The 22,543-nt window shown below is 35.5% G+C and carries 20 protein-coding genes; 12 read left to right on the top strand and 8 right to left on the bottom strand.

Features of this window, described 5'->3' with window-relative positions; all coding sequences use genetic code 11:
* Positions 1-164: 164 nt before the first annotated feature.
* Entirely contained in the window at positions 165-2,906 is a 2,742-nt protein-coding gene (locus MKY49_RS22355; RefSeq protein ID WP_322605778.1) for an ATP-binding protein, read from the top strand.
* A 5-nt stretch (positions 2,907-2,911) separates the two neighbouring features.
* Positions 2,912-3,766 (top strand): CheR family methyltransferase, encoded by an 855-nt coding sequence (locus MKY49_RS22350; RefSeq protein WP_274795029.1) that lies wholly within the window; start codon positions 2,912-2,914, stop codon positions 3,764-3,766.
* A 44-nt stretch (positions 3,767-3,810) separates the two neighbouring features.
* On the opposite strand, the gene MKY49_RS22345 is transcribed toward MKY49_RS22350, so the two are convergent.
* Positions 3,811-4,959 carry a fused response regulator/phosphatase gene (locus tag MKY49_RS22345; RefSeq protein ID WP_274795028.1) on the bottom strand — a complete coding sequence of 383 codons (1,149 nt, stop codon included), beginning with the start codon at positions 4,957-4,959 and terminating at the stop codon, positions 3,811-3,813.
* 150 nt (positions 4,960-5,109) lie between these two features.
* Positions 5,110-6,117 carry an HAAS signaling domain-containing protein gene (locus tag MKY49_RS22340; RefSeq protein ID WP_341387101.1) on the bottom strand — a complete coding sequence of 336 codons (1,008 nt, stop codon included), beginning with the start codon at positions 6,115-6,117 and terminating at the stop codon, positions 5,110-5,112.
* A gap of 126 nt (positions 6,118-6,243) precedes the next feature.
* On the opposite strand from MKY49_RS22340, the gene MKY49_RS22335 reads away from it, so the two are divergent.
* Positions 6,244-7,503: a GNAT family N-acetyltransferase gene (locus MKY49_RS22335; protein WP_341387100.1), complete on the top strand. Its 1,260-nt coding sequence runs from the start codon at positions 6,244-6,246 to the stop codon at positions 7,501-7,503.
* A 17-nt stretch (positions 7,504-7,520) separates the two neighbouring features.
* On the opposite strand, the gene psiE is transcribed toward MKY49_RS22335, so the two are convergent.
* The gene (gene psiE / locus MKY49_RS22330) at positions 7,521-7,976 is read right to left on the bottom strand and encodes a phosphate-starvation-inducible protein PsiE (protein WP_274795025.1); all 456 of its coding nucleotides are present in this window, start codon (positions 7,974-7,976) and stop codon (positions 7,521-7,523) included.
* A 234-nt stretch (positions 7,977-8,210) separates the two neighbouring features.
* On the opposite strand from psiE, the gene MKY49_RS22325 reads away from it, so the two are divergent.
* The gene (locus MKY49_RS22325; RefSeq protein ID WP_004233486.1) at positions 8,211-8,435 is read left to right on the top strand and encodes a hypothetical protein; all 225 of its coding nucleotides are present in this window, start codon (positions 8,211-8,213) and stop codon (positions 8,433-8,435) included.
* A 48-nt stretch (positions 8,436-8,483) separates the two neighbouring features.
* Here MKY49_RS22325 and MKY49_RS22320 read toward each other — a convergent pair whose 3' ends face one another.
* Both MKY49_RS22320 and guaC read right to left on the bottom strand, forming a co-directional pair.
* Positions 8,484-8,795: a hypothetical protein gene (locus MKY49_RS22320; protein WP_322605780.1), complete on the bottom strand. Its 312-nt coding sequence runs from the start codon at positions 8,793-8,795 to the stop codon at positions 8,484-8,486.
* Positions 8,796-8,945: 150 nt separating this feature from the next.
* Positions 8,946-9,929 carry a GMP reductase gene (guaC, locus tag MKY49_RS22315; RefSeq protein ID WP_274795023.1) on the bottom strand — a complete coding sequence of 328 codons (984 nt, stop codon included), beginning with the start codon at positions 9,927-9,929 and terminating at the stop codon, positions 8,946-8,948.
* A 235-nt stretch (positions 9,930-10,164) separates the two neighbouring features.
* Here guaC and MKY49_RS22310 point away from each other — a divergent pair, with 235 nt between their 5' ends.
* Positions 10,165-10,584: a VOC family protein gene (locus tag MKY49_RS22310; RefSeq protein WP_274795022.1), complete on the top strand. Its 420-nt coding sequence runs from the start codon at positions 10,165-10,167 to the stop codon at positions 10,582-10,584.
* A 61-nt stretch (positions 10,585-10,645) separates the two neighbouring features.
* On the opposite strand, the gene MKY49_RS22305 is transcribed toward MKY49_RS22310, so the two are convergent.
* On the bottom strand, positions 10,646-12,595 hold the full coding sequence (locus MKY49_RS22305; protein WP_313471399.1) for a methyl-accepting chemotaxis protein: 1,950 nt from the start codon (positions 12,593-12,595) through the stop codon (positions 10,646-10,648).
* Positions 12,596-12,821: 226 nt separating this feature from the next.
* Between MKY49_RS22305 and MKY49_RS22300 the strand changes: the two genes are divergently transcribed.
* The gene (locus MKY49_RS22300; protein ID WP_274795020.1) at positions 12,822-13,202 is read left to right on the top strand and encodes a VOC family protein; all 381 of its coding nucleotides are present in this window, start codon (positions 12,822-12,824) and stop codon (positions 13,200-13,202) included.
* Positions 13,203-13,285: 83 nt separating this feature from the next.
* Here the strand turns inward: MKY49_RS22300 and MKY49_RS22295 are convergent, their stop codons facing one another.
* On the bottom strand, positions 13,286-14,032 hold the full coding sequence (locus tag MKY49_RS22295) for a hypothetical protein (RefSeq protein WP_313471401.1): 747 nt from the start codon (positions 14,030-14,032) through the stop codon (positions 13,286-13,288).
* A gap of 438 nt (positions 14,033-14,470) precedes the next feature.
* Here MKY49_RS22295 and MKY49_RS22290 point away from each other — a divergent pair, with 438 nt between their 5' ends.
* The 5 genes from MKY49_RS22290 (at position 14,471) to MKY49_RS22270 (ending at position 18,810) form a co-directional block, all read left to right on the top strand.
* Positions 14,471-15,637, top strand: coding sequence for an acyl-CoA dehydrogenase family protein (locus MKY49_RS22290; protein WP_341387098.1), 1,167 nt, complete (start codon positions 14,471-14,473; stop codon positions 15,635-15,637).
* A gap of 35 nt (positions 15,638-15,672) precedes the next feature.
* Positions 15,673-16,536: a transporter substrate-binding domain-containing protein gene (locus MKY49_RS22285; RefSeq protein ID WP_274795017.1), complete on the top strand. Its 864-nt coding sequence runs from the start codon at positions 15,673-15,675 to the stop codon at positions 16,534-16,536.
* A gap of 83 nt (positions 16,537-16,619) precedes the next feature.
* The gene (locus tag MKY49_RS22280) at positions 16,620-17,327 is read left to right on the top strand and encodes an amino acid ABC transporter permease (protein WP_274795016.1); all 708 of its coding nucleotides are present in this window, start codon (positions 16,620-16,622) and stop codon (positions 17,325-17,327) included.
* Positions 17,328-17,339: 12 nt separating this feature from the next.
* Positions 17,340-18,041: an amino acid ABC transporter permease gene (locus tag MKY49_RS22275; protein ID WP_274795015.1), complete on the top strand. Its 702-nt coding sequence runs from the start codon at positions 17,340-17,342 to the stop codon at positions 18,039-18,041.
* A 13-nt stretch (positions 18,042-18,054) separates the two neighbouring features.
* Positions 18,055-18,810, top strand: a complete 756-nt coding sequence (locus tag MKY49_RS22270; RefSeq protein ID WP_274795013.1) for an amino acid ABC transporter ATP-binding protein — start codon at positions 18,055-18,057, stop codon at positions 18,808-18,810.
* Positions 18,811-18,854: 44 nt separating this feature from the next.
* Here MKY49_RS22270 and helD read toward each other — a convergent pair whose 3' ends face one another.
* The gene (helD, locus tag MKY49_RS22265) at positions 18,855-21,158 is read right to left on the bottom strand and encodes an RNA polymerase recycling motor HelD (protein ID WP_274795012.1); all 2,304 of its coding nucleotides are present in this window, start codon (positions 21,156-21,158) and stop codon (positions 18,855-18,857) included.
* 424 nt (positions 21,159-21,582) lie between these two features.
* On the opposite strand from helD, the gene MKY49_RS22260 reads away from it, so the two are divergent.
* A complete protein-coding gene (locus MKY49_RS22260) occupies positions 21,583-22,539 on the top strand; it encodes an AAA family ATPase (protein ID WP_274795011.1) in 957 nt (318 codons plus the stop codon).
* The last annotated feature ends 4 nt before the right edge of the window (positions 22,540-22,543 follow it).

Below are 22,543 nucleotides of genomic sequence, written 5' to 3'. Positions count from 1 at the left end.
AATTCGTTCACTATATGATGTATATGAAAAAATTCTAGACTTATTAATATGAAATTGGCAAAGTTTCTTTATTGTGAATGTTAAAAGAAGAGATAATTAGTTATTTTTGCATGTATACTAGTAATAATAATAAAGTGAAAGAAAGGTAAAGGTAGGAAAACCAAATGTTAAATAAATTGAAATTGGGTATACGCTCCAAGATTACATTAGGTTATATCGTAATCATTCTTTGCTTACTTGCTGCCGTTGTCATATTAAATAATCAAATTACTTCTTTACAAAAAGAACGGAATTTTATTATTAAATACGATTCCAATGTTCAAACTTTAACCAATGAGATTGAAAAGTATGTATTAGATATGGAATCGAGTCAGCGAGGTTTCATCATTACAGGTGAACCAAGTTATCTAGAGCCCTATGATAATGCGGCTGAAAATTGGAAGTTAGATTTTAATAATCTCTATCAGCAAATGAAGGAAAAACCTTCTCAACAGGAAAAGTTAAAAGAGATAGAGGAAACGATTGAACATTGGATAAATACTTCAGGTAAGCCAACAATCCAATTGAAAAAGGATAATAATATAGAAGCGTTGAATGAATTTTTTAAAGTAGATAGTGGGCGCCAAGATATGGAGAAAATGCGCAAATTATTTGATTCCTTCCGCTCAACTGAAAATGCTTATACACAAGCAAAGGCAAGTCAATTAGACAAACAGAATAGTAAATTAACAAGTGGCTTATTTGGGATCTTAATTTTAGTTTCTGTCATTGCCATTGTGATAGCTAGTGGAATTTCACGTTCAATCGTGAGAACGATAACGGAAGTTACACAAACCATTAAAGAAATGGCTGCTACGAAAGGTGATTTCACGAGAAGAATCCATGTGAGCTCTAATGATGAAATAAATGATCTTGCTGAAGCAACAAATATACTGTTAGAGTCAGTAGAAAAGAGAGAATGGTTACAAAGTAATATTGCAGAAATCGTGACAAAATATCAAGGTGTTTCAGCAATTACAAAATTAGCTGAGATCTTCCTATCAGAAGTAGCACAGAAAACACAAGCCTCCCTTGGTGCATTCTATGTCAGAGAAGTAACAGAGGAACAAGTACATTTTGTGAAAAAGGCTGCTTTTGCTGATGGAGATGACCGTGTCGGTATTGAAAGCTTTAAAATGGGACAAGGATTAATCGGTCAATGCGCATTAGAAAAAAGGATATTATTTTATGATAATATTCCGCAAGACTATCGCTTAATTAGAACGGGTTTAGGTGAAGTAAGGCCGCAAAATATTTTATTGATCCCTATAATTTTTGAGAATGAAGTTATAGCAGTGGTAGAAATCGCAACAATGACTAAATTTAGTGAGTTGCAGCAAGAATTAGTGCAGCAAGTTACTGAAACATTTGGCTTAACAGTGAATAGTGTGTTAGGGCGTATGGAAATTGTTCGTCTATTAAATGAATCCAGAGCAATGACAGAAGAATTACAGGTTCAGTCAGAAGAACTTCAGACACAATCTGAAGAGTTACAAATGCAAACAGAAGAGCTGACAATGATTAATGAGCAACTAGAAGAGCGCACGAAAGAGGCTGAATCTAAATCTAGAGAGTTGGAGAGGGCGAAGAAGGAATTAGAAGAAAGTGCAGAACAACTAATACTTAATTCTAATTATAAATCCGAGTTCTTAGCAAATATGTCACATGAATTAAGAACACCTTTAAATAGCATATTAATTTTATCGGAGATGCTAGCAGAAAATAGTCAACAAAACTTAACAGACGAGGAAACAGAGTTTGCTAAAGTGATTCATTCTTCTGGAGAAGATTTACTTGCTTTAATCAATGATATTTTAGATTTATCAAAAGTAGAGGCTGGGAAGCTTGATATCATTTTTAATGAAGTGAATATGAGTGAAGTACCAGTGCAAATTGAACATACCTTTGCACCTGTTGCAATGAAGAAAAATTTAGCATTCGATATTTCAAAGGCAGATCATGTTGTAGATGTATTCTATACGGATGAAAAGAGATTCCATCAAATCATAAAAAATTTATTATCAAATGCGTTTAAATTTACGGAACAAGGATCTGTATCATTAGCCATTAACCAGCTAACACCACAACAATTAACAAATAATATGCAAGACATAAGCACAGATTGGCTGGAAATTACCGTATCTGATACAGGGATAGGTATTCCAAAAGACAAGCATCAGCTAATTTTTGAATCATTCCAGCAAGCAGATGGTGCTACAGTTCGGAAATATGGTGGAACTGGGCTCGGTCTTTCAATTTGTAAGGAATTTGCTAAGCTGCTTGGTGGCTGGATTACGCTGCAAAGTGCAGAGGGACAAGGAAGTAGCTTTACGTTAACGATTCCAAGTTTACCAAATGGAATTGAAGAGGAACATTGCCAAAAGCTTGCTATGAACGAAGTTGCCGCTACGACGGTAGAAGAGGAACAAATAGAAGAACAACCACAAGAAATGGAGGAAGCTCTTCAACAAGAAGTAGAGGTCTTCCAAGGGAAAAATATTTTAATAGTAGATGATGATAACCGTAATATTTATGCGTTAAAAACTGCTCTAGAAAAAAGAGGTATGAACATTTTAGTGGCCAAAGACGGACTTGAATGTTTAGAGGTCATGCAAGCTAATGCTGAGATCGATCTTATTCTGATGGATATTATGATGCCTAATATGGATGGCTATGAAGCGATGACTATTATTCGTCAACAAATGAAACGCACAGATTTACCGATTATTGCGCTGACAGCAAAAGCTATGAAAAATGATCGCGATAAATCGTTACAGGCTGGTGCATCAGATTATATTAGTAAGCCATTAAATTTAGATCAATTAATATCGGTTTTAAGAGTATGGTTGGTTTCTAAAGGGAGTTAATGAACATGGAACAATTTCAGCCTTTGGAGCAAAATATACAATTAAATAAGCAAACAAATTTAGAAATTGATTTGTTACTAGAGGCTATTTATCGTTTATCTGGGTATGATTTTCGTCAATATAATCGCTCATCGATTTCGCGTAGAATTTTCAATAGGATGAGAATAAATAACATTCCAACGATTTCACGTATACAAGAAAAGGTCATTCATGATAAGGAATTTTTAGAGCAAATTTTGAATGACTTTTCGATAAATGTAACCGAAATGTTTCGTAACCCTAGTTTTTTTAAAGCCTTTCGTGAAAAAGTGATCCCCACTTTACGAGAGTACCCAGAAATAAGGATTTGGCATGCTGGTTGTGCGACAGGTGAGGAAGTATACTCTATGGCTATCTTGCTTCAAGAAGAGGGGCTAATCGATAGGGCAGTAATTTACGCAACAGACATGAATGAGCAAGTATTAGAAAAAGCAAAGAAAGGCGCTTTTCCTATTCATAAAATGCAGGCTTATACGAAAAACTATATGCTTGCTGGGGGTGTCCACGCTTTTTCGGAGTACTATAATACAGATTATCAATATGCCTACTTCCACCCAACATTATTGAAAAATATTATTTTTGCTCAACATAATTTAGTAACAGATCAATCATTTAATGAGTTTCATGTAGTCTTATGTCGAAATGTCCTTATTTATTTTTCACCTAAGCTACAGAGTCAAGTACATCAGTTGTTTTATGAAAGTCTAAGTGAGCAAGGTTTTCTATGCTTAGGGGATAAAGAAACATTGCGCTTTGATGAGGTTATTTCAAAATATAGTGAAATTGCTAGCAATGAAAGAATTTATCAAAAAATATATTAACGAGTAAGAGGCTATCCTAACATTGGATAGCCTCTCTTTGTTATTTATATAGAAGTGCTAGTTGCTTGAATCATTAATACACACATATCATCTGGTTGATTTTCTTGTTTATCCTTCGGTAATAAATTGTCAATCAGGCATTGTGAATAATCCCACTTGGAGGATGTTAGCGTTTGCAAATGCTTTTCTGATTCAATTTCACAGGGTCCCATTGCTTCTAATACGCCATCTGTAAATAGCACAATTTGAATATCCTGTTCATATTGAATACATTGCTTTTTAACTTTAATTTCATCGAAAAAGCCAACCGCACAGCTTCCTTGATTTAATGGAATACATGTTTTTTCGTCTATTAGTGCGTATCCAGGAGGATGACCAGCATTTATATATTCGACTGTTTTTTGCTCTGTATCAATTACTAAATATATGGCTGTAAAATAATAAAGATTATTGTCTTTTCCATCTTGCAACAGGGTCATATAACGATTCAGTTCTTTAATGACAAGTTCAGGCTCGTTTAATTGTTTAACAGCCTCTCTTAAAACAGAGGAGATAAACATACAAACAAGTGCTGCAGATATTCCATGACCCATCATATCCAAAAGTATAATGGCATAGCGATGATCATCTATTTTATACCAATAATACATATCACCCGCTAAATTTGAGGATGGTAAATAAGAAACTTCAATACGGATATCCTTCTCGTTTAATGGTGGGCTTAGTAGGCTTCGTTGTACATGAGTGGCTAAATCGAGTTCATATTGTATTTTCTTTTCATGCTGAGTGTGCCAATCTAATTCCGATTTTAAACGTAATGCAACTCGAATTCTTGCAAGCAGCTCCGTTTTATTAATTGGTTTTGTAATATAATCTACACCACCGATATCTAATGCTTCTGCTAGCTTGTTTTTATCTTCGAGCGCTGTGACAAATATAATTTGAATATCTTTCAAACTTTCATTTTGTTTAATACGTTTGCAGGCCTCAATACCATCTACTTCTGGCATCATAATATCTAACAATATTAAATCTACTGAATTTCCTGTTGGATTTGGTGCATCTAATTGTAAATAATCAAATAGCTCATAAGCAGATGAAAGAGAAACACAGTTATCATAACCTGCATTTTTTAGTATTTTTTCAATGACAAATAAATTGACTTGATTGTCATCTACTAGAAGAATGGTCATAGTTACTTCTCCTTACTCTGATTGAATTGTGCAGATTATTATTCATGTATATAAAATACTTTCAACTTTATCATTATACAAAACATCAGAGAATAAAGGTATTTTGGCGATCTGAATGTATAGTTTGCTAGAAAGTGAATGAAAGAGAGTTTACATTTTAGCTTTTCTAAATCCTTGATATATATCAAATGCATTTACTAATACAGCAGTAATCATACCGAGGAGTAAAATCTTATCTATAAAAAATGTTACCTTAGCTGAAGCTGTATCTGTGATAGTGGCTATATAGGGGATGGAGGCACTATGAATAAAATCTTGATGCATTGCCAGGGCAATAAATACAACGGTTCCTCCACCTTGAAGCAGTGCATTAGTTATAGCGATTGGCATTGTCCATTGACCTGAGCGCCATTTGACGAACGTTAAAACGACACTAAGAATAATACATAGGAAGACTATAGGGGCAAACGTTTGTAAAATATTTTGATTAAAGATCGGCATAACGAATTTCAAGCTACCGTTGTCGTTTGTTGTATAAATACCTAAAAGACGATAGGCATTCCAATAAACAAAAGCAAAAATAAAGATCCCTGAAAGACTAAAAATTGTATCGCTTAAAGTGATGACTTTGTCTTTAGGAATATTTTTTATTTTTACTAAATCATCAGGGGACCATTGTTTCGCGTTCAAAAAAGGCAGTTGAATTTTATTAGAACCAGATCGCTCAACGATGATAAAGACAACCGTGATCCAAAACAATACGTGAAAAAATACAGAAATCACGGCAACAATGATCATGGAAAATGTTGAAATAATTGTTGTGAGAAGTGCCTCTTCCCCTGCAAACAGCACTATTTTTTTAATTACTTGAATAATGATCGTCATGAACATTGCCCAAGGTATGACTAGTTTGATCGTTCCGATGTATTGGTCAAAAATATCTGGGCCAATTAAAAAACGGGGTGTATCCTGATAGCTTGCAGCAATTTTTACAGGGTTACCGAGTTTTTGGAGTACGGTTTTCACATCAGATTCTGAATATTGCTCAGGCAACATATTCTCTATAGTAGCCTTTAGATCAAGCAATATTTCTTCACGCCGCGTATTCTTATGTAGCTTTTTAGACACTTCGTGAAGATAAGAATCAATTAAAGTCATTCAAATTCCTCCTTTAATCATTTTCAATGCTCATGATTTATTGTGGTAATATATGTTATTATGGCATCTAAAAATTAATATGAAAAAATCAAGAACAACATGCAATTCTTTAAAAATGGAGGGGAAATGGTGAGAGTGATAGAGAAAATAGTAAAGGAACAAGACTTTGTATCCTTTGTAAATATCGTTGTAGGAGCCTATCCGGGAAGAATGGATGGGGCACAACCGACAAAAGAGCGGCTAAAGAATCTATTTATGTACAATCAGAGCAATGACAAGTCTCTTCATTATTATGGACTATGGGAAAATGACAAACTCATAGGTGGTATGCGACTACATGACTTTCAAATGAGCCTATTCTCTAACATGCTACCAGTCGGTGGGGTAGGATTAGTTGCAGTGGATTTATTATATAAAAAAGAGAAGGTTGCAAAGGAATTAATCGAGCATTTTTTTAGTATTTTTCTTGAGAAGAATATTCACTTCGTGGCACTGTATCCATTTAGACCGGATTTTTATAAGAAAATGGGCTTTGGGTATGGACCAAAAATCTATCAATACTTAGTAGAGCCATTAAGCTTTCCTAAGGGGCCTACGAAAAAGCACCTAAAATATTTAACCATTGAAGATCAGCAACAGCTAATAGATTGCTATAACAGGGTTGCAGCTAAAAAGCATGGGATGTTTCTTAAAACAACATCTGAGGTATCCTTTATTTTTAAAAACATTGAAAATTATGTGATTGCGATGGAACAGCAAGGTACTGTACAGGGCTATATAGTCTTTTCGTTTAAAAAGCAAAGTGACGATAATTTTATGCTGAACAATTTGGTTATTAAAGAGTTCATCTATGAGACTCCACAAGCTTTATTAGAGCTTAGTACATTCTTAAACAGCCAGGCAGACCAGGTAAATAGGATTGAATGGAATACCCAAGAAGAAAATGTTCATTTCTTTCTAGGGGATGTTAGGAATGGTACAAATCAATTAATTCCAAGTGTCTATCATGCAAGTGCCATGTCAGGAGTTGGACTAATGTATCGTATTATTAATGTGAAGGGTTTTTTTGATGAGCTTAAGACGCGTAATTTTAACGGTGTCACCCTGACACTTAAATTGATCGTTATGGATTCCTTACTCGTTGAGAATAGCCAACAGCTCATTATTGAAGCCGTTAATGGTACCATTAACATTTTAGAAAGTGGTAGCTATGATGTTGAAGTAAGCATTGATGTAGCAGAGCTTTCTTCATTGATAATGGGTGTCGTAACAGTCCAAGAGCTCTTTATGCTTAGTCAAATAACGGTTAGCGATGAGCACTATTTACAGGTATTGCAGCAATTTTTCTTCGTCATTGAAAAGCCAACATGTTTATCGGCATTTTAAAAGACTCTCACGGTTTATTAATGTTCTTTTTCTATAAAAAGAGATGATCTCGAGGGTCTTTCAAGTGGTGTGATATTAATAATAAAGTAACTTATTATTAATATTAGAATAATTAAAGAATAAATTAACGTGTTCAAAGGATGATCGTGCTCTACAATAATTAAACGAATCATCGCTGTGATACCTATATATATAAAATAGCGAAGCGGGAAATGATAATCCTCTTTAAAATATTTAATAATCATTGTGATGAACTCAAAATATAAAAAGAAAATAAGAATATTGGCAAGGAATTGTTTATAATCGCCGCCTTCCTTGGCAAATAATAAAATTTTTAGAAATTCAATTAGCTCCTTAAAAAGTAAAAATGAAAGTATGAGAGCTAGTAATACAAGGCAGACATTGAGAAATAGCTGGAGAGATTTAGGCACAGCTTTAATGAGCTGTAAGTAAGTTGAGTTTTTTTGATTCATGTAATTCCTCCAATCGAATTCCTTATTAAACGTTTCTAAATAATGAGGGAGCAACACATCATTATATGGCTATGCTTTGATACATTATGATATGAATATAACAATTTATCATTAATGTTTCTATTTGGTTTTGTAAAGTTTTGGTATATTTTCATGAAAGAAAGTTTTCAAAATAATTTAGTGGTATGCTAAAATAGATGTGCATGAATATAAAATTTAAAAGGGGTTTTTAAAATGGCAAAAGCTGCAAAAACTGATGCGAAAATTACACCAGAACGTTTAGAAGAAGCGTTAAATGTTCGTGACCGTCTAATTATTGAACTACTAGTACAAGTACTTGATGAAAAGTTAGTAATTGAGCGTCCTGTATTACGTGAGCGTCTAGGTAACCTTGTAGATCTTGCTGATCATGATGCAGAACTTAAGGAAACAATCCACGCTGTTATTAACAAACTATAATAATAAAAAGAATGCTACGGACTATGCGTAGCATTCTTTTTTATAAATTCATGTAAAGCGTTCTACTAAGTCATGCATGCGCTCTGCATCTGTATGAAGTTCCATAGAGGAGTTCATGATAGAGGTTACTGCTGACTTCTGTTCGTCAATAGAAGCATTAATTTGCTCGGTAGCTACACTGGCTATTTTAATAGCTTTCATCACAATAATCCGATTATCAGCTATTTCGTTCAACCCCTTATCGAGTGAGACAAGATGCTCCGAAATGTCGCGGATGAAGTCTGCGAGGAAAGTAAAAGCCCCCTTTACTTCACTAAATGACATCGCCTGACTTTGTGAAAGTTGCAGCGTGTGTATCATCTTTGCATCTGAATTAGCGGTATCACTTCAATATAGTTATATAATAGAAAATTCTGATAACGGATATAAGTTTATAAAGAATTATAAAAGAGGTAAGGTTCATAAAAAACCCCAATTAAGATGTTTGCTCTTAATTGGGGTTACGATTTATTAGTATACTTTATCACCGTTGAAGATAGAGTTCTTCACGATCACATAATCAACATTTCGAATAGCTTCTAGTTTTGTACCACCAGCATAGGAAATAGATGATTGTAAGTCTTGTTGCATTTCAATTAAAGTATCTTTGATGCTTCCTTTATGCTCAACATACATTTTCTTACCTTCGACATTTTTACGTTCGCCTTTTTGGAATTCAGAAGCAGAGCCAAAGTATTCTTTCACTGTTTTACCATCGATTTCGATTGTTTCACCTGGTGATTCTTCATGACCAGCAAATAGTGAACCAATCATCACCATTGAAGCACCGAAGCGTACAGATTTAGCGATATCTCCGTGTGTACGAATACCACCGTCAGCAATAATTGGCTTAGTAGCAGCCTTTGCACACCAACGTAATGCAGCTAATTGCCAGCCCCCTGTACCAAAGCCTGTTTTGATTTTAGTAATACAAACTTTCCCTGGTCCAATTCCTACTTTCGTTGCGTCTGCTCCAGCATTTTCGAGTTCGCGTACTGCCTCAGGTGTTCCAACGTTACCAGCAATGACGAAGCTGCTTGGTAGGTGTTTCTTAATATGTTGAATCATACGAATAACAGCATTTGAATGACCATGTGCAATATCAATTGTAATAAAATCAGGTACTAATTGGGCAGCTGCTAATTCTTCAATAAAAGTATACTCTTCTTCTTTTACACCAACGCTTATGGAAGCGATTAAGCCATCACCTTGCATTTCTTGAATGAAGTTTTTACGTTTTTCTGGTTGGAAGCGATGCATGATATAAAAGTAACCGTTTTCAGCTAGCTTCTTAGCAAGACTTTCGTCGATAATTGTTTGCATATTTGCAGGTACTACAGGAAGTTTAAAAGTATGTCCTCCTAAAGTAACAGAAGTATCACATTCTGAACGACTTTCTACAATACATTTTGCGGGAATTAGTTGAATATCCTCATAGTCAAATACGTTATCCATTATATACACTCCTAAAATACGAATATTTTTAAAGATTTAATTTAAATTGTTCGCCATTTGGTAATTTACATGATTTTTGAGTAAATGTCAAAGCTTTTGTGAAAATAAATAAAAAATTTAAAATTAAATGTAGTAAAATTTTTGGGTAAATGAATTTTTCATTTATAATTTGTGTTCTGATTTGTAATCCATGTACAATAGAATTGTTTCAAAAAATGACAAGGGAGTGTTGGAAATGGCAGTAGAGGTATATTTAATTTTTAATGGGAATTGTCGAGAAGCTGTTACGTTTTATGAAGATGTTTTTAATACGGACAAGGCTGAAATTATGACGTTTGGAGATTCACCCCAAAATCCTGATTATCCCTTACCAGAGGAAGCGAAGGATCTTGTTATGCATACAAGACTTTCTGTATTTGGTAGTAGAATTATGTTCTCAGATACATTTCCGGGCTCACCGTTCTCAGTTGGGAATAATGTCACGCTAGCGATTGTTTCCGATGATGAAGAACAAATGCGAAAAGCGTTTGACAAGCTTAAAGATGGTGGAAAAGTGACAATGGAGTTACAAGAAACTTTTTGGAGTAAATGTTACGGCTCGCTTACTGATAAATTCGGCGTTGAATGGCAATTTAGCCATGAGGTAAATGAATAAATAGCGCAATTAAAAGCACGATGATCCTGGGTTTTACCCAACGATCATCGTGCTGTTTCATTTAGTAATTAAAACGATTTACATAGCCCTGTAATTCATCAGCCATATCGAGTAACGTTTTAGCTGAAGAAGCAATCTCCTGCATGGAAGATAATGTTTGCTCCGTTGATGCTGCCACTTCTTCAGAGGCAGCAGCATTAAGTTTTGCATGGTCTGACAGTTCAATCGCTGTTGCTGACACTTCTTCCACCACCGCAGACATCTCCTGTGCTGATGCAGAAATATCCTCCATTTTCGGTGCCATCTCTCGAAGACTTTCAACGATACTTGTAAATTTCTTTTTTGTATCCTTGGATAACTGTAGACCTTCTTGGACATCTGAGGAAGCTTTCATCATTGTTTGAACAGATTTAGCCGTATCCTGTTGAATACCTGTAATAAGCGCAGAAATTTGTTCCGCTGATTGATGGGATTGCTCTGCTAATTTTCGAACTTCATCTGCCACGACTGCAAAGCCTTTGCCGTGTTCTCCTGCTCGTGCTGCTTCAATAGCAGCATTTAGAGCTAGTAAATTGGTTTGGTCAGAAATAGCACTGATCATTTCTAAAATTGAACCGATTTCTTTAGTGCGGTCATAAAGAGTTTTAATCATTCTATCCGATTGTGTAACAGATTCATGAATATAATTCATTTGTTGTACAGTTTGTTCGACAGATTGGCCTCCTTCTTCAGCTAGTTGAATGGCTTGACTGGATAGGTCTGAAACTTGGAGTGCGCTATCAGCAACTTCGACAACCCCTTTAGCAATTTCCTCAACTGAAATAGCGTTTTGGTCAATGCTGGTTGTTTGCTTCTCAGTACTCATAGCAACCTGTTGCATAGCTTCTGTTACCTGTTCCGATGCTGCAATATTTTGCTCAGCATTTGCAGAAAGACTTTGGGCAGAATTTTGAACCTGTTGTGAGCTTTGGTCAACATTGCGAATTAGCTTTTTTAGGCTAACTTTCATCGAGACAAATGCTTCACCGAGTTGTCCTATTTCATCTTTAGAATGAATGTCAATAAACTCTGTTAAATCACCATCACTAATTTTTAAGGCACTTTGTTTAAGTTTATTAATCGGGTTGACAACCGATTTAATCATGAAGAGCATAAACAAAACGCCAACTAAAATTGAAACTACAATAATGATTAAGTTAATCTTCAATGTGGAGGTAGCAGCCTTTGCAGCCTCTGCAGTAAACATTGTACCAATTACCTTCCAACCAGTTAGTTCATTGGTCATAAACTGCATATGACGGTCCTTTTCAACAATAGATCCGCTTTCTTGTTCATAAATTTTTGTAATATAGCTTTCTGCTGCCTCGGTACCACTTTCTTTATCTGGCTGGGCAATATAAATTTTATTGTTATCTAAAAGGGAAGCAAAGCCAGTCTCTCCAATGCGAATATTATTCGTTATGTCACTTAGTGTCGAAATATTTAAATCTAGTCCTAATACGCCAGAGCCATCTGGTAATGCTTGAGTGATTGTAATAACGATGTCACCTGTAGATTGGGTTACATATGGAGCTGTAATAGAAACCCCGCCATTACTATCTAAAGCCTGTGTATACCAAGGCCGTGTACGTGGATCAAAGCCATCAGGATAGTCTTGAGCAGGCTCGTCCAATAGTTTACCATCAGAAGTACCAATATAAATCAATTCTACTTCAGGGTGCATATTAACGTATTCATTTAGTAATGATTTAAGTTTTGGAACATTTTCATCTTGAAAGAAGGATTTATTAAATTTCTTTGAAAAATATTGTACATCCTCTAATTTTGGTTTAATCATGTTCGTAATGTTGGTATTAAGAATACGTACACTTTCAGTTGCACTTGCTTGTTGTTCTTCTGAAATCTGCTTTTCAGCACTTTGGTAGGAAACAATTCCAATTAACAGTGTTGGGATGAGAAGCATTGCTAAAAACGAGAAAATAAGCTTTTTTCTTAAACTTAGTTGTTTCACTTGTATTATCCTCACATAATTTTTTTGTTCTATACTTTTCCCTAGAAGGTAAATAATTCTCATTCTATCAGAAAAAAAAGAAAAGTTAAGTACTTTAGATTAATTATTTGTGAGTAATATATATGACTATCAATTATTCGAAATTTCTCAAAATTAAATATTGTTAGAAGCTATATAAAGGTCAAGATTGATGTATACTAATCTCAAAAGAGGAGGGAGGAATATCATGATTCATCAAATTGGACAGGTAATGCTCTATGTTAATGATCAAGATGTAGCGGTAAAGTTTTGGACTGAAAAAGTAGGATTTGTTGTCGTTGCTGAACAGGAAGAAGCTGGGATGCGCTGGATAGAAATTGCCCCAACGAAGGAAGCTCAAACATCCTTTGTATTGCACAATAAAGAAATTATCGCTAAAATGCAGCCAGAACTAAATTTAGGAACACCTTCCATTATGTTTTACGCCGATAAAATTGAAGAAATGTACCAAGACTTTCAAGCAAAGGGCATTAAGGTAGGGGATCTAGTAATGATGCCAATGGGTAGAGTTTTTAATTTTGCAGACCCTGAAAATAACTATTTTGCTTTAGTTGAAAAACAAGTATAAATACCAATATCTGCTCGTTTTTGTTAGATTATTGCATTAAAACGAGCAGATTTACTTTTTATCTTATTTAATAGAGATAGTCTCTATGATAAATCCTCTCCAAAAATAGATACTGTTTGTCGGTCTATTATAAATTCACGACCATTCCATTTTAAAATATTTTCTACATAACCTAATCCGTCAGCATGATATCTACCGGCAATTTCTTGATATCCTAAAATTTCATATGTCCCATCTCGATCATAATCAACGGGATATAGTCCACTAAAAGGATCTACCCAGCCTTCAATTGGTTGCTTTAAAGTGCCATCTGGATTATAGATTTCTGCTAAGTAGTCTGTACCCTTATACTGTAAATCGATGGTGTATCGTTTAGCAGGATTCGAACTTTGAACAACAGCCTTGTAGTGATCAACATAACGGACACTATATTTTAGTTTGTTATTGAAAGACTCTGCATCAAAAATAGAAAGTATTTGGTTGTTGATCGAGGCAAATATCTCGCCATTAATTATACCTCCACTACCTCCTGTATCGGAGATTACAAAAATATCCTCAATATGATTACCAGTAAAATCGCCTAAGAAAAGGGTTGGGTTATAGCCTATATTTTGTTTCAGTGGAATTTGTTCCATTTGTCTTGTTTGACCATAAAAAATAGCGAGTGTTATATCTTTCCATAAGGGACTATCAGGCTGTTTAGTGCCCATTAAAAAAATGGTTTCAAAAAAGCCATCACCATTAATATCACCAAACTTAGTTTGAATTACTTGTGGAGCGAAATAGGATAAGGTGCCACCATTTTGTGGCGAAGTGAAGTTGTTCGTCATGTATACACCTCTTTCATTAGTCTTAGCATATGTTGTAAACAAAGCTTGGTGCATAAATAAAAGGGTAAAGTTGAATCATTTTAATTCATATTAAACTAACAAAAAAACTTGTATATTACCCATTGACATTTTTAAATGTGAAAAGTATTATAAGTGTCAACGAATCTGAAAATTCAGTACCTAATAGCATCTCCCTACAATAAGTAGGCAGAGATTTTTTTTCACTAATAATTCTTAGTAAATTTATATGATTTATATTAATTGAACGGAATACTCCTCCTCTAGAGAGGAAGATGATTCATTTCACTGGGTGCTCAATCAAGTAAACCCTTCGGAAGTATCGGATTTGAAGGGGAGCTTTTCGAGCAAGCCCCAAAAAAATTTAGATACAAATATGCCGAGGTGTAATTGATATATTGTGGGAAGAAGGAGATATACTTGAAAAATTTATTTGTAAAAACAGAGCGACAACGATTTTGGTTAGAGCAACTCGCAGCTATTGCAGAGCCGATCAAGTCCAAGGCTGTTGAGGTGGATGAACAATCTCGTTTCCCTTTCGAGGCGTATCGATTACTTTTGCAAATGGGCTACCCGCAGCTTACTTTACCGAAGCAATATGGCGGAGAAGGTCTATCAGTCTATGATATGGTGCTTGTGCAAGAAACGTTAGCAAGCTATGACGAGAACGCATCTCTATCCCTTGGGTGGACATTAGGCGTTGTCGGTGAAATATATGAAACGAAGTTATGGACTGAGAATTTATTAACAGCGTTTGCTGAAGAAATAAAGGGAGGTGCCATCATTAATAGAGCTGTTAGTGAGGCAGCAACGGGAAGTCCAACGCGTGGTGGTCGACCTGGAACAACCGCTGTTTCTACAAAAGATGGCTGGCTATTAAATGGACGCAAGATCTTTACGACTGCATCTCCAGTACTCGATTATTTTCTAACTTCAGCTTGGATTGAAGAAAAGCAACAAATTGGGTTTTTCCTCATTCATAAAGATTCGAAAGGGTTATCCATTGAAGAAAATTGGGAAATGTCTGCAATGCGAGGCACAAGTAGCCATGATCTTGTGTTAAAAGATGTCGTTGTAGCAAAGGAGCATTTAGTTGAGTTACCAAGTCATCCTAGTGGCGGTAAGATAAACGGCTGGATACTCCATATTCCAGCTACCTATTTAGGTATTGCACAAGCTGCCCGTGATTATGCCATTCATTTTGCTAATCATCATCAGCCCAATAGCTTGAATGCTCCGATTAGTACGTTACCAAATGTACAACAGCTTTTAGGAGATATTGAATTAAAGCTCCATCAAGCACGTTTTGTCCTGTATGGGGTGGCTGAAGCCTACGATGATCCAGCAAGACAAGGACTTATCACAAATGAAATGGCTGTGGCTAAACATACAGTTACAAATCTGGCTATTGAAATAGTGGATAAGGCAATGCGGGTAGTTGGAGCAAAAAGCTTACAGCTGACAAATCCATTACAACGCTACTATCGCAACGTTCGTGCAGGACTTCATAATCCGCCAATGGATGATATGACGATTATTAAATTAGCGACTGCTGCAATCGAACAGAAGAAGCTATCTGAAAGTTAATGAAAATTTACATGAGGAATAAGGAGAAATGACATATGAAGAAAAATAAAATTTTTCAACTTGCTGCGGTTGGTTTGGCTTCTATAGCACTTTTAACAGCTTGTAATTCTGGAGAATCAGCTGAAAAGGATTCAGGCGATGGTGATAAGGTTCGTACGGTTAAGGTTGCCTATGATCAAGCATCAAAGCCGATTAGTTATATTGACGATAATGGGAATCCTACAGGTTATGATGTAGAAGTAATGAAATTAGTAGATGAATTATTGCCGGACTATCAATTCGAATATGTAGGCACAACGAGTGATGATTTATTGATTGGTGTAGAGCAAGGGAAATATCAAGTAGGGGTAAAAAATGCCTTCTTTACGCAAGAGCGAACAGAGAAATTTATTTTCCCGAAGGAGTTTTTAGGGTTAAGTAGTGCAGGTCTAGTTTTACGTAAAGAGGATGAAGGTGTGAAAACATTAGCTGATTTTGCGAAAAAGGGCTATTCGTTAGCACCGATTGCTGCTAATAACGCTCAATATACAATTATTGATGAATACAATACGGCAAACCCTGATAATAAAGTTAAGCTTGAGGCTGGCGATGCATTTACAGTTGATGTTGTGCAGTGGGTAAATGAAGGACGTGTTGATGGTGGTGTCATGATTGAGGGACCATTTAAACAACAGGTTCTTGCCGAAGATGGCCCTTATTATAACTTAAAAGATGAGGTTGTTTATAACGAATTTGCTGTCATTAAAACATGGCCATTGTTCAATAAAAAGGAACAAGAATTCGCTGATGCTTATGATAAAGCGATAGCACAAATTAAGGAACAAAAGAAAACAAATGAATTAAGCACTAAGTTCTATGGCCGTGATTTATTTGAAGTATTAGAAAATGTTAATCGTTAGTTGAAAAAGTAACGAATTTATAAGGCTGTTGAGTCAGTGACACTCAGCAGTCTTTATTCATAAAAACAAAAGTTGGTGAGGAAATGGATAAATATTTTGACGCAACATATATTTGGAACGCAATCCCTGTGTTAGTACCCTTTTTAAAAATTACGTTCCTAGTTGCAGGGTCCTCTATTATTTTAGGTACACTGTTTGGCTTATTGTTAGCGGCAGCCAAACTATCTTCCTTGAAATGGTTACAAAAAATCGCAAACTTGTATACAACAATTATGCGTTGTACGCCCTCTATTGTATTATTATTTCTTGTTTATTATGGTGTCCCAGCATTAGCTGAAAATGTCGGTCTCAATCTCCATTCAATTGAGACGGCTATTTTCGTAGTCGTAACTTTCACCCTGCAGTTTGCAGCAATTATGTCTGAGGTAATACGATCCGCTTATTTAGCAATTCCCAAAGGACAGTTTGAAGCAGCTGTTAGTGTTGGGCTAACACCATTCCAGGCCTACCGTCGAATCATTTTCCCGCAGGCACTTGTAGTTGCTCTGCCGAACTTTGGGAATGGCATGATCGCTTTATTACAGGAAGGTGCACTAGCTTATACAATTGGTTTAATTGATATTGTCGGTAAGGCAAATTTAATTATCGCAAGTAATATCAATGCACATGCATTAGAAATTTATATTGCATTAGCCATTATTTATTGGGTGTTATCAATTATTATAGAAAAAATATTTGCTATATTAGAAAAGGTATTTGGCAAGGGTAAGAAGACCTTAGAAACAACGTAAGGAGGCATAACTGTGAATTATCAATTTTTACTTGAAACATTTTTTGTTGCATTATCTGGTGTTCCTATCGCTCTCCTTGTGACAGTTGTTGCTTTGTTGATAGCTCTACCACTTGGTTTTTTACTGGCACTTACGAGGATTAATAAAATTCCAGTTATCCACCATCTAGCGAAAATTTATGTTTCTTTCGTACGAGGGACGCCGATCATTATACAAATCTTTATTATATATAGTAGTATCCCGTTAATGTTAAAAGTTATTTTTGAAAAGTATCATATAGAATATGATATTTATAAAATCAATCCAATTTGGTATGCATTTATTGTTTTCGCGTTCAGTTCAACGGCAATTTTAATAGAGGTATTTCGTTCTGCATTAAGTACGATTGAAAAAGGGCAATTAGAGGCAGCGCATTCAGTAGGTTTAACAACATTCCAAGCATATACTCGAATCATCATTCCGCAAGCTTTAGTAGTTGCATTGCCGAATATTTGCACAGCTACCGTTAATCTTATTAAGGCTACCTCCCTAGGCTACGCAATGTCCCTTCCTGAAATTACATTGAAGGCAAAAGTGGCAGCAAACGTTGGCTATAATTACGTAGAAGCCTATTTGGATATCTTTATCGTGTACTTAATTTTATGTAGTACAGTCGAATACTTGTTTAAGCGCTATGAAAAGTATTTAAGCAAATACAAAGCGGCACATGCCTAAGGGGTGAATAATTATGTTAGAAATTAAAAATATTCATAAGTCATTTGGTGGCAATGAAATTTTAAAAGGTGTTGATTTAGCTATTGATAAAGGGGATGTTGTTGTTATTTTAGGTCCTAGTGGCTCAGGGAAAACAACATTATTACGCTGCATCAATTTTTTAGAAAAGGCAGATCAAGGCTATGCGACATTTGGAGATATCGAAGTTGATTTTCAACATGTAAAGAAAAAAGACGTACATGCAATTCGTCAGCGCGTCGCATTTGTCTTCCAAAATTATAATCTGTTCACAAATAAAACGGCATTAGAAAATGTTACCGAAGGGTTAATCGTTGGACGTAAGATCCCGAAGGCTCAGGCTGTGGAAATTGGCAAAAAGGCACTAGACAAAGTAGGCTTATCTGAAAAATACAACGCCTATCCTAGTCAGTTATCTGGCGGTCAGCAACAGCGTGTAGGCATTGCACGAGCAGTAGCATTGAATCCTGATATTATTTTATTTGATGAGCCAACATCTGCACTTGATCCCGAATTAGTAGGAGAAGTATTGCAAGTCATGAAAAATATTGCGGCTGAGGGTACTACAATGCTTGTGGTCACACATGAAATGGGCTTTGCCAAAGATGTCGCCAATCGCGTGATTTTCATGGATGGAGGCGTTGTTGTTGAAGAGGGTAGTCCCCATAATATATTCGTAAGCCCAAAAGAGGAGCGCACAAAGAAATTTTTAAAACGTGTCATTCCAGAAGACTATACGTTCTATATATAAAATAAACAGGAGAGTCTGTAAAATGCAGAATCTCCTGTAACCTGTTATTGAAGGAAAGAAGTTACTTTATTAATGGAATAGATGAACAACTCATGCATAGCTCTCGTACAGGCTGTATAGAAATAGTACCGTTCACTTTCTCTTGAATAATTAGCGGCAGACGCATTATAGATAATGACAGCGTCAAACTCAATTCCTTTCGCCATATACGCTGGAAGTAATAAAATACCCTTTTTAAATTGCTTAGTGCTGTGAGTAATGAGTTGAATATCTATTTGGTTTCTTAATTGTTCGTATACAGCAGAGCATTCAGCTGTAGTTTTACAAATGACTGCAATTGTTTCAAATTTGGTAGAAAGATTATTGATGTTCTGGATAATTCGATCAACTAACTCTAATTCATTTGGCACAATGGTAATTGAAGGTTCAGGACCATTGCGGTTAAAAGCCTCTACTTCACTACCATCATTTAAAATATTGGAAGTGAGTGAAATGATTTGCTTTGTCGAACGATAGCTTTTGGTTAAAATCATTTTTTCGGCCTGCCCACCATATAATTCAGGGTCAAGTAGTGAAGGATTCTCAAAGGTATGAGGGTGAATCGTTTGGTGTCCATCCCCTAAGATGGTCATTCGAGCTTTTGGAAATAGTTGCTGTAATACTGTGAGTTGGAATGGTGAATAGTCCTGTGCTTCATCAATTAAAACATGACGGATCATCGTATTTGTCTGTTGCCCTTCAATTTTGTCCTGTAAATATAAAAATGGAGCGGCGTCCTCATAGGCAATAAGGCGTTTTGTTAAATTAGTATGTGTGTGTTGGCAAATATCTTCCCAATGATCGGGCATAAGATGCTGTAAAGCTTTGTAAAAAGGGCTATTTTGATCAAAGAGTTGGCGATATATACCTAAAATATGAACAAACTTTAACTTGGTAACAGAATTACGTAACGGTTTAAAGTGTTTTTTAACAATTTGTCTCGCTAATTTTTGGCGTTCTTGATCAAAATCATCGAAGGAGTTTTCTGTATAGCTTCCCTCATATAAAAGCTCACTGTAAGACTTAGAGTAGTCTTCTTTATCTAAAAGTTCAGTTGCTTCTTCTACCCATTCCTTTGTACGCTCAGCTCTTTCAAATTTCGTTAGTTGCTGTAATAACCACTCTTTCACGAATTGTAGGCGATCCGGTATCGATATAGAGGAAGGGAAGGAATAGAAGTATTCCGAAATTTCCTGTGCAGTAATAATACGTTCCCCACGAAATACAATATTTTTAAATAATAAGCCCTTATTCGATAAATAGCTTACATAGTGATCCATTAAATCTTTGAAATCAAGGCTCGCTTTATATGAAATAATACTTAATTTAGTTTCATAATGAGCGTCATCCTTTTCTGTTAAAAGATCTTCTAGTTGCTCATAAGGGTATTCCAATTGGAATTGACGACCTAATCGTTTTTCCACATACTCTATAAAAGTTAATTGTTGCATATTGTCTTCACCTAAATCGGGTAAGACCGTATGGACATATTGATTGAAAAGTTGATTAGGCGTTATTAGTAATATTTGATCGGCAGTCATTTCATTGCGATAACGATACAATAGATAGGCGACCCTCTGTAAGGCCACCGCAGTTTTACCACTACCAGCAACACCTTCGACGATGAGGTATCGGGAGTTTACATGTCGAATAATTTTATTTTGTTCAGCTTGAATCGTTGCAACGATACTACGAATATGCTCGTTTGCATTTTGGGCAAGAATATCTAGCAATAAATCATCGCCAATTGTAAGGCCTGTATTAAACATCGATTGTAGTTGGCCATTTTTAATAATAAATTGTCTTTTTAATAACATTTCTCCATGAATTTCTTCACCTAATGTTTCGTAGGATGCATCGCCAGGTGTGTAATCATAATACATACTTGAGATAGGCGCTCGCCAGTCATATATGATTATATTTTCATCCTGTTCATCCAATAATGTAGCAACACCTATATAAATTTTTAAGGGATCTTTTTCCCCATTTTGTAAAAAGTCAATACGAGCAAAATAGGGTGATTGTTGTAAACGTTCATAGACCTTCACATTTCGAATCGCACGTTGTTGTGCAAGCTCTGAGTCAGATAAAAGCTCTACCTGTTGCTTAATGGCAAAAAAAGTTTCATCGACATCCTCAGCCGTATCTAAATTAACCCTGACGTCATTCCAAAACGTTTTCTTTAAGGCGACAGCATTTTCTTTGAAGCCTTTCTCTTTTAGCTGTATTTCTTTTATTTTGTGATGAATGAGGTTTAAAGAATCCTCAAGATAAAGCTTTTCTTCTAGCCATTCTTTTTGATTTTCCAACGTTTACTCACATTCCTCTCCGTAGTTATTTGCTTCCCTTGACAATAACCCTCACCTATATAAATGGTGAGATGAAGGTAATTGTGATTCACTTTTATAGGTTGTCCAAAGACCCTAGGAAAAAGCAAAAGAGCCTCAATGCAATTATTCGATAGGGTGATTGAAGTAGGAAATTTATCATACCTCTACTCCTGAAGGAAGTATAGTCTAGTAATTTTTGTAAATTTATGCTATAATAAATGTATAAGCTAATAAGTTATTGATATACATAGACTGCTCTAAAAAAGGTGGAGCAGTCTTTTTTATATGTAAAATTGCATCATATTATGACTGATGACCATAAATTTTTATTAGAAATGATAGGCGATATACTAAAGATGACGCCACATTACACGATATAAAAACTTGAAGGGAGGTGAAAATAATGAAGGTGATCTTTACAGTGGGGTTGCCTGGTAGTGGAAAAAGTACATTTGTAAAAGAGCTAGCGAAAAGAGAAAATGCGGTTATCCTATCTAGTGACGCTATACGGGATGAATTGTTTGGTGACGCAACTAAGCAGAAATCGCGTGTGGTCTTTCGTACATTATATGAGCGTCTTAATAACTTAGTGGCAAAAGGGTTTTCTGTCATTGTGGATGCAACCAATATTGAACGGGAGCGCAGGATATTTGCATTACGAAAGTTACCAAGTACCTTTAAAAAGGAGTGTTATTATTTTGATACACCTTATGTAACCTGTGTAGAAAGAAACCAGCAACGGAAACGGCATGTCCCATTAATGGTAATGGAGAAAATGAGAAAGTATTTAGAATTCCCGACAGTAGGAGAAGGTTTTGATGAAGTGCATATTGTACATGAATCAGGTCCTTATGATATTTCTCAACAACAATTTATTTCACTCTTACAAAGCCAGCCCACTTATGAAGAACTTTTTCAAACACTTCGATCAGTTCCACTTTTTAAAGAAATTTATCAATTCGATCAAGAAAACTCATTCCATCAATTTTTATTATGTCAGCATACGTATTTTGTGTATGCGTATATCAATGAGTATTATTTAGAAAGCGATAAACTAGCTCTACAAATAGCTGCATTGTTTCATGATGTCGGTAAACCATTTTGCAAAAAATATAAACCATTACAACAACGCTATGGCTATTTTGGACATGAAAACGTATCTGCTCAACTGGTGTGCCATTTTCTATTAGAGTTAGGCTTTGAAAAGGACTTTGTGTTAAAGGTTGTTCATTTAGTGCAATTTCATATGTTAATCCAGTATGGGGGCGATCGAGGAGGAAGCCAAATTTATCACTTATTAGATGGTGATTTATTAACAAGGCTTTATTTTTTCCGTGAGGCAGATCAATTTGCCAAATAAACAA

Source organism: Lysinibacillus sp. FSL M8-0134 (assembly GCF_038069745.1).
Lineage (GTDB): Bacteria > Bacillota > Bacilli > Bacillales_A > Planococcaceae > Lysinibacillus > Lysinibacillus irui.
The sequence above is the reverse complement of the archived record's forward strand: the minus strand, read 5'-3'. Positions and strand labels throughout refer to the sequence as shown.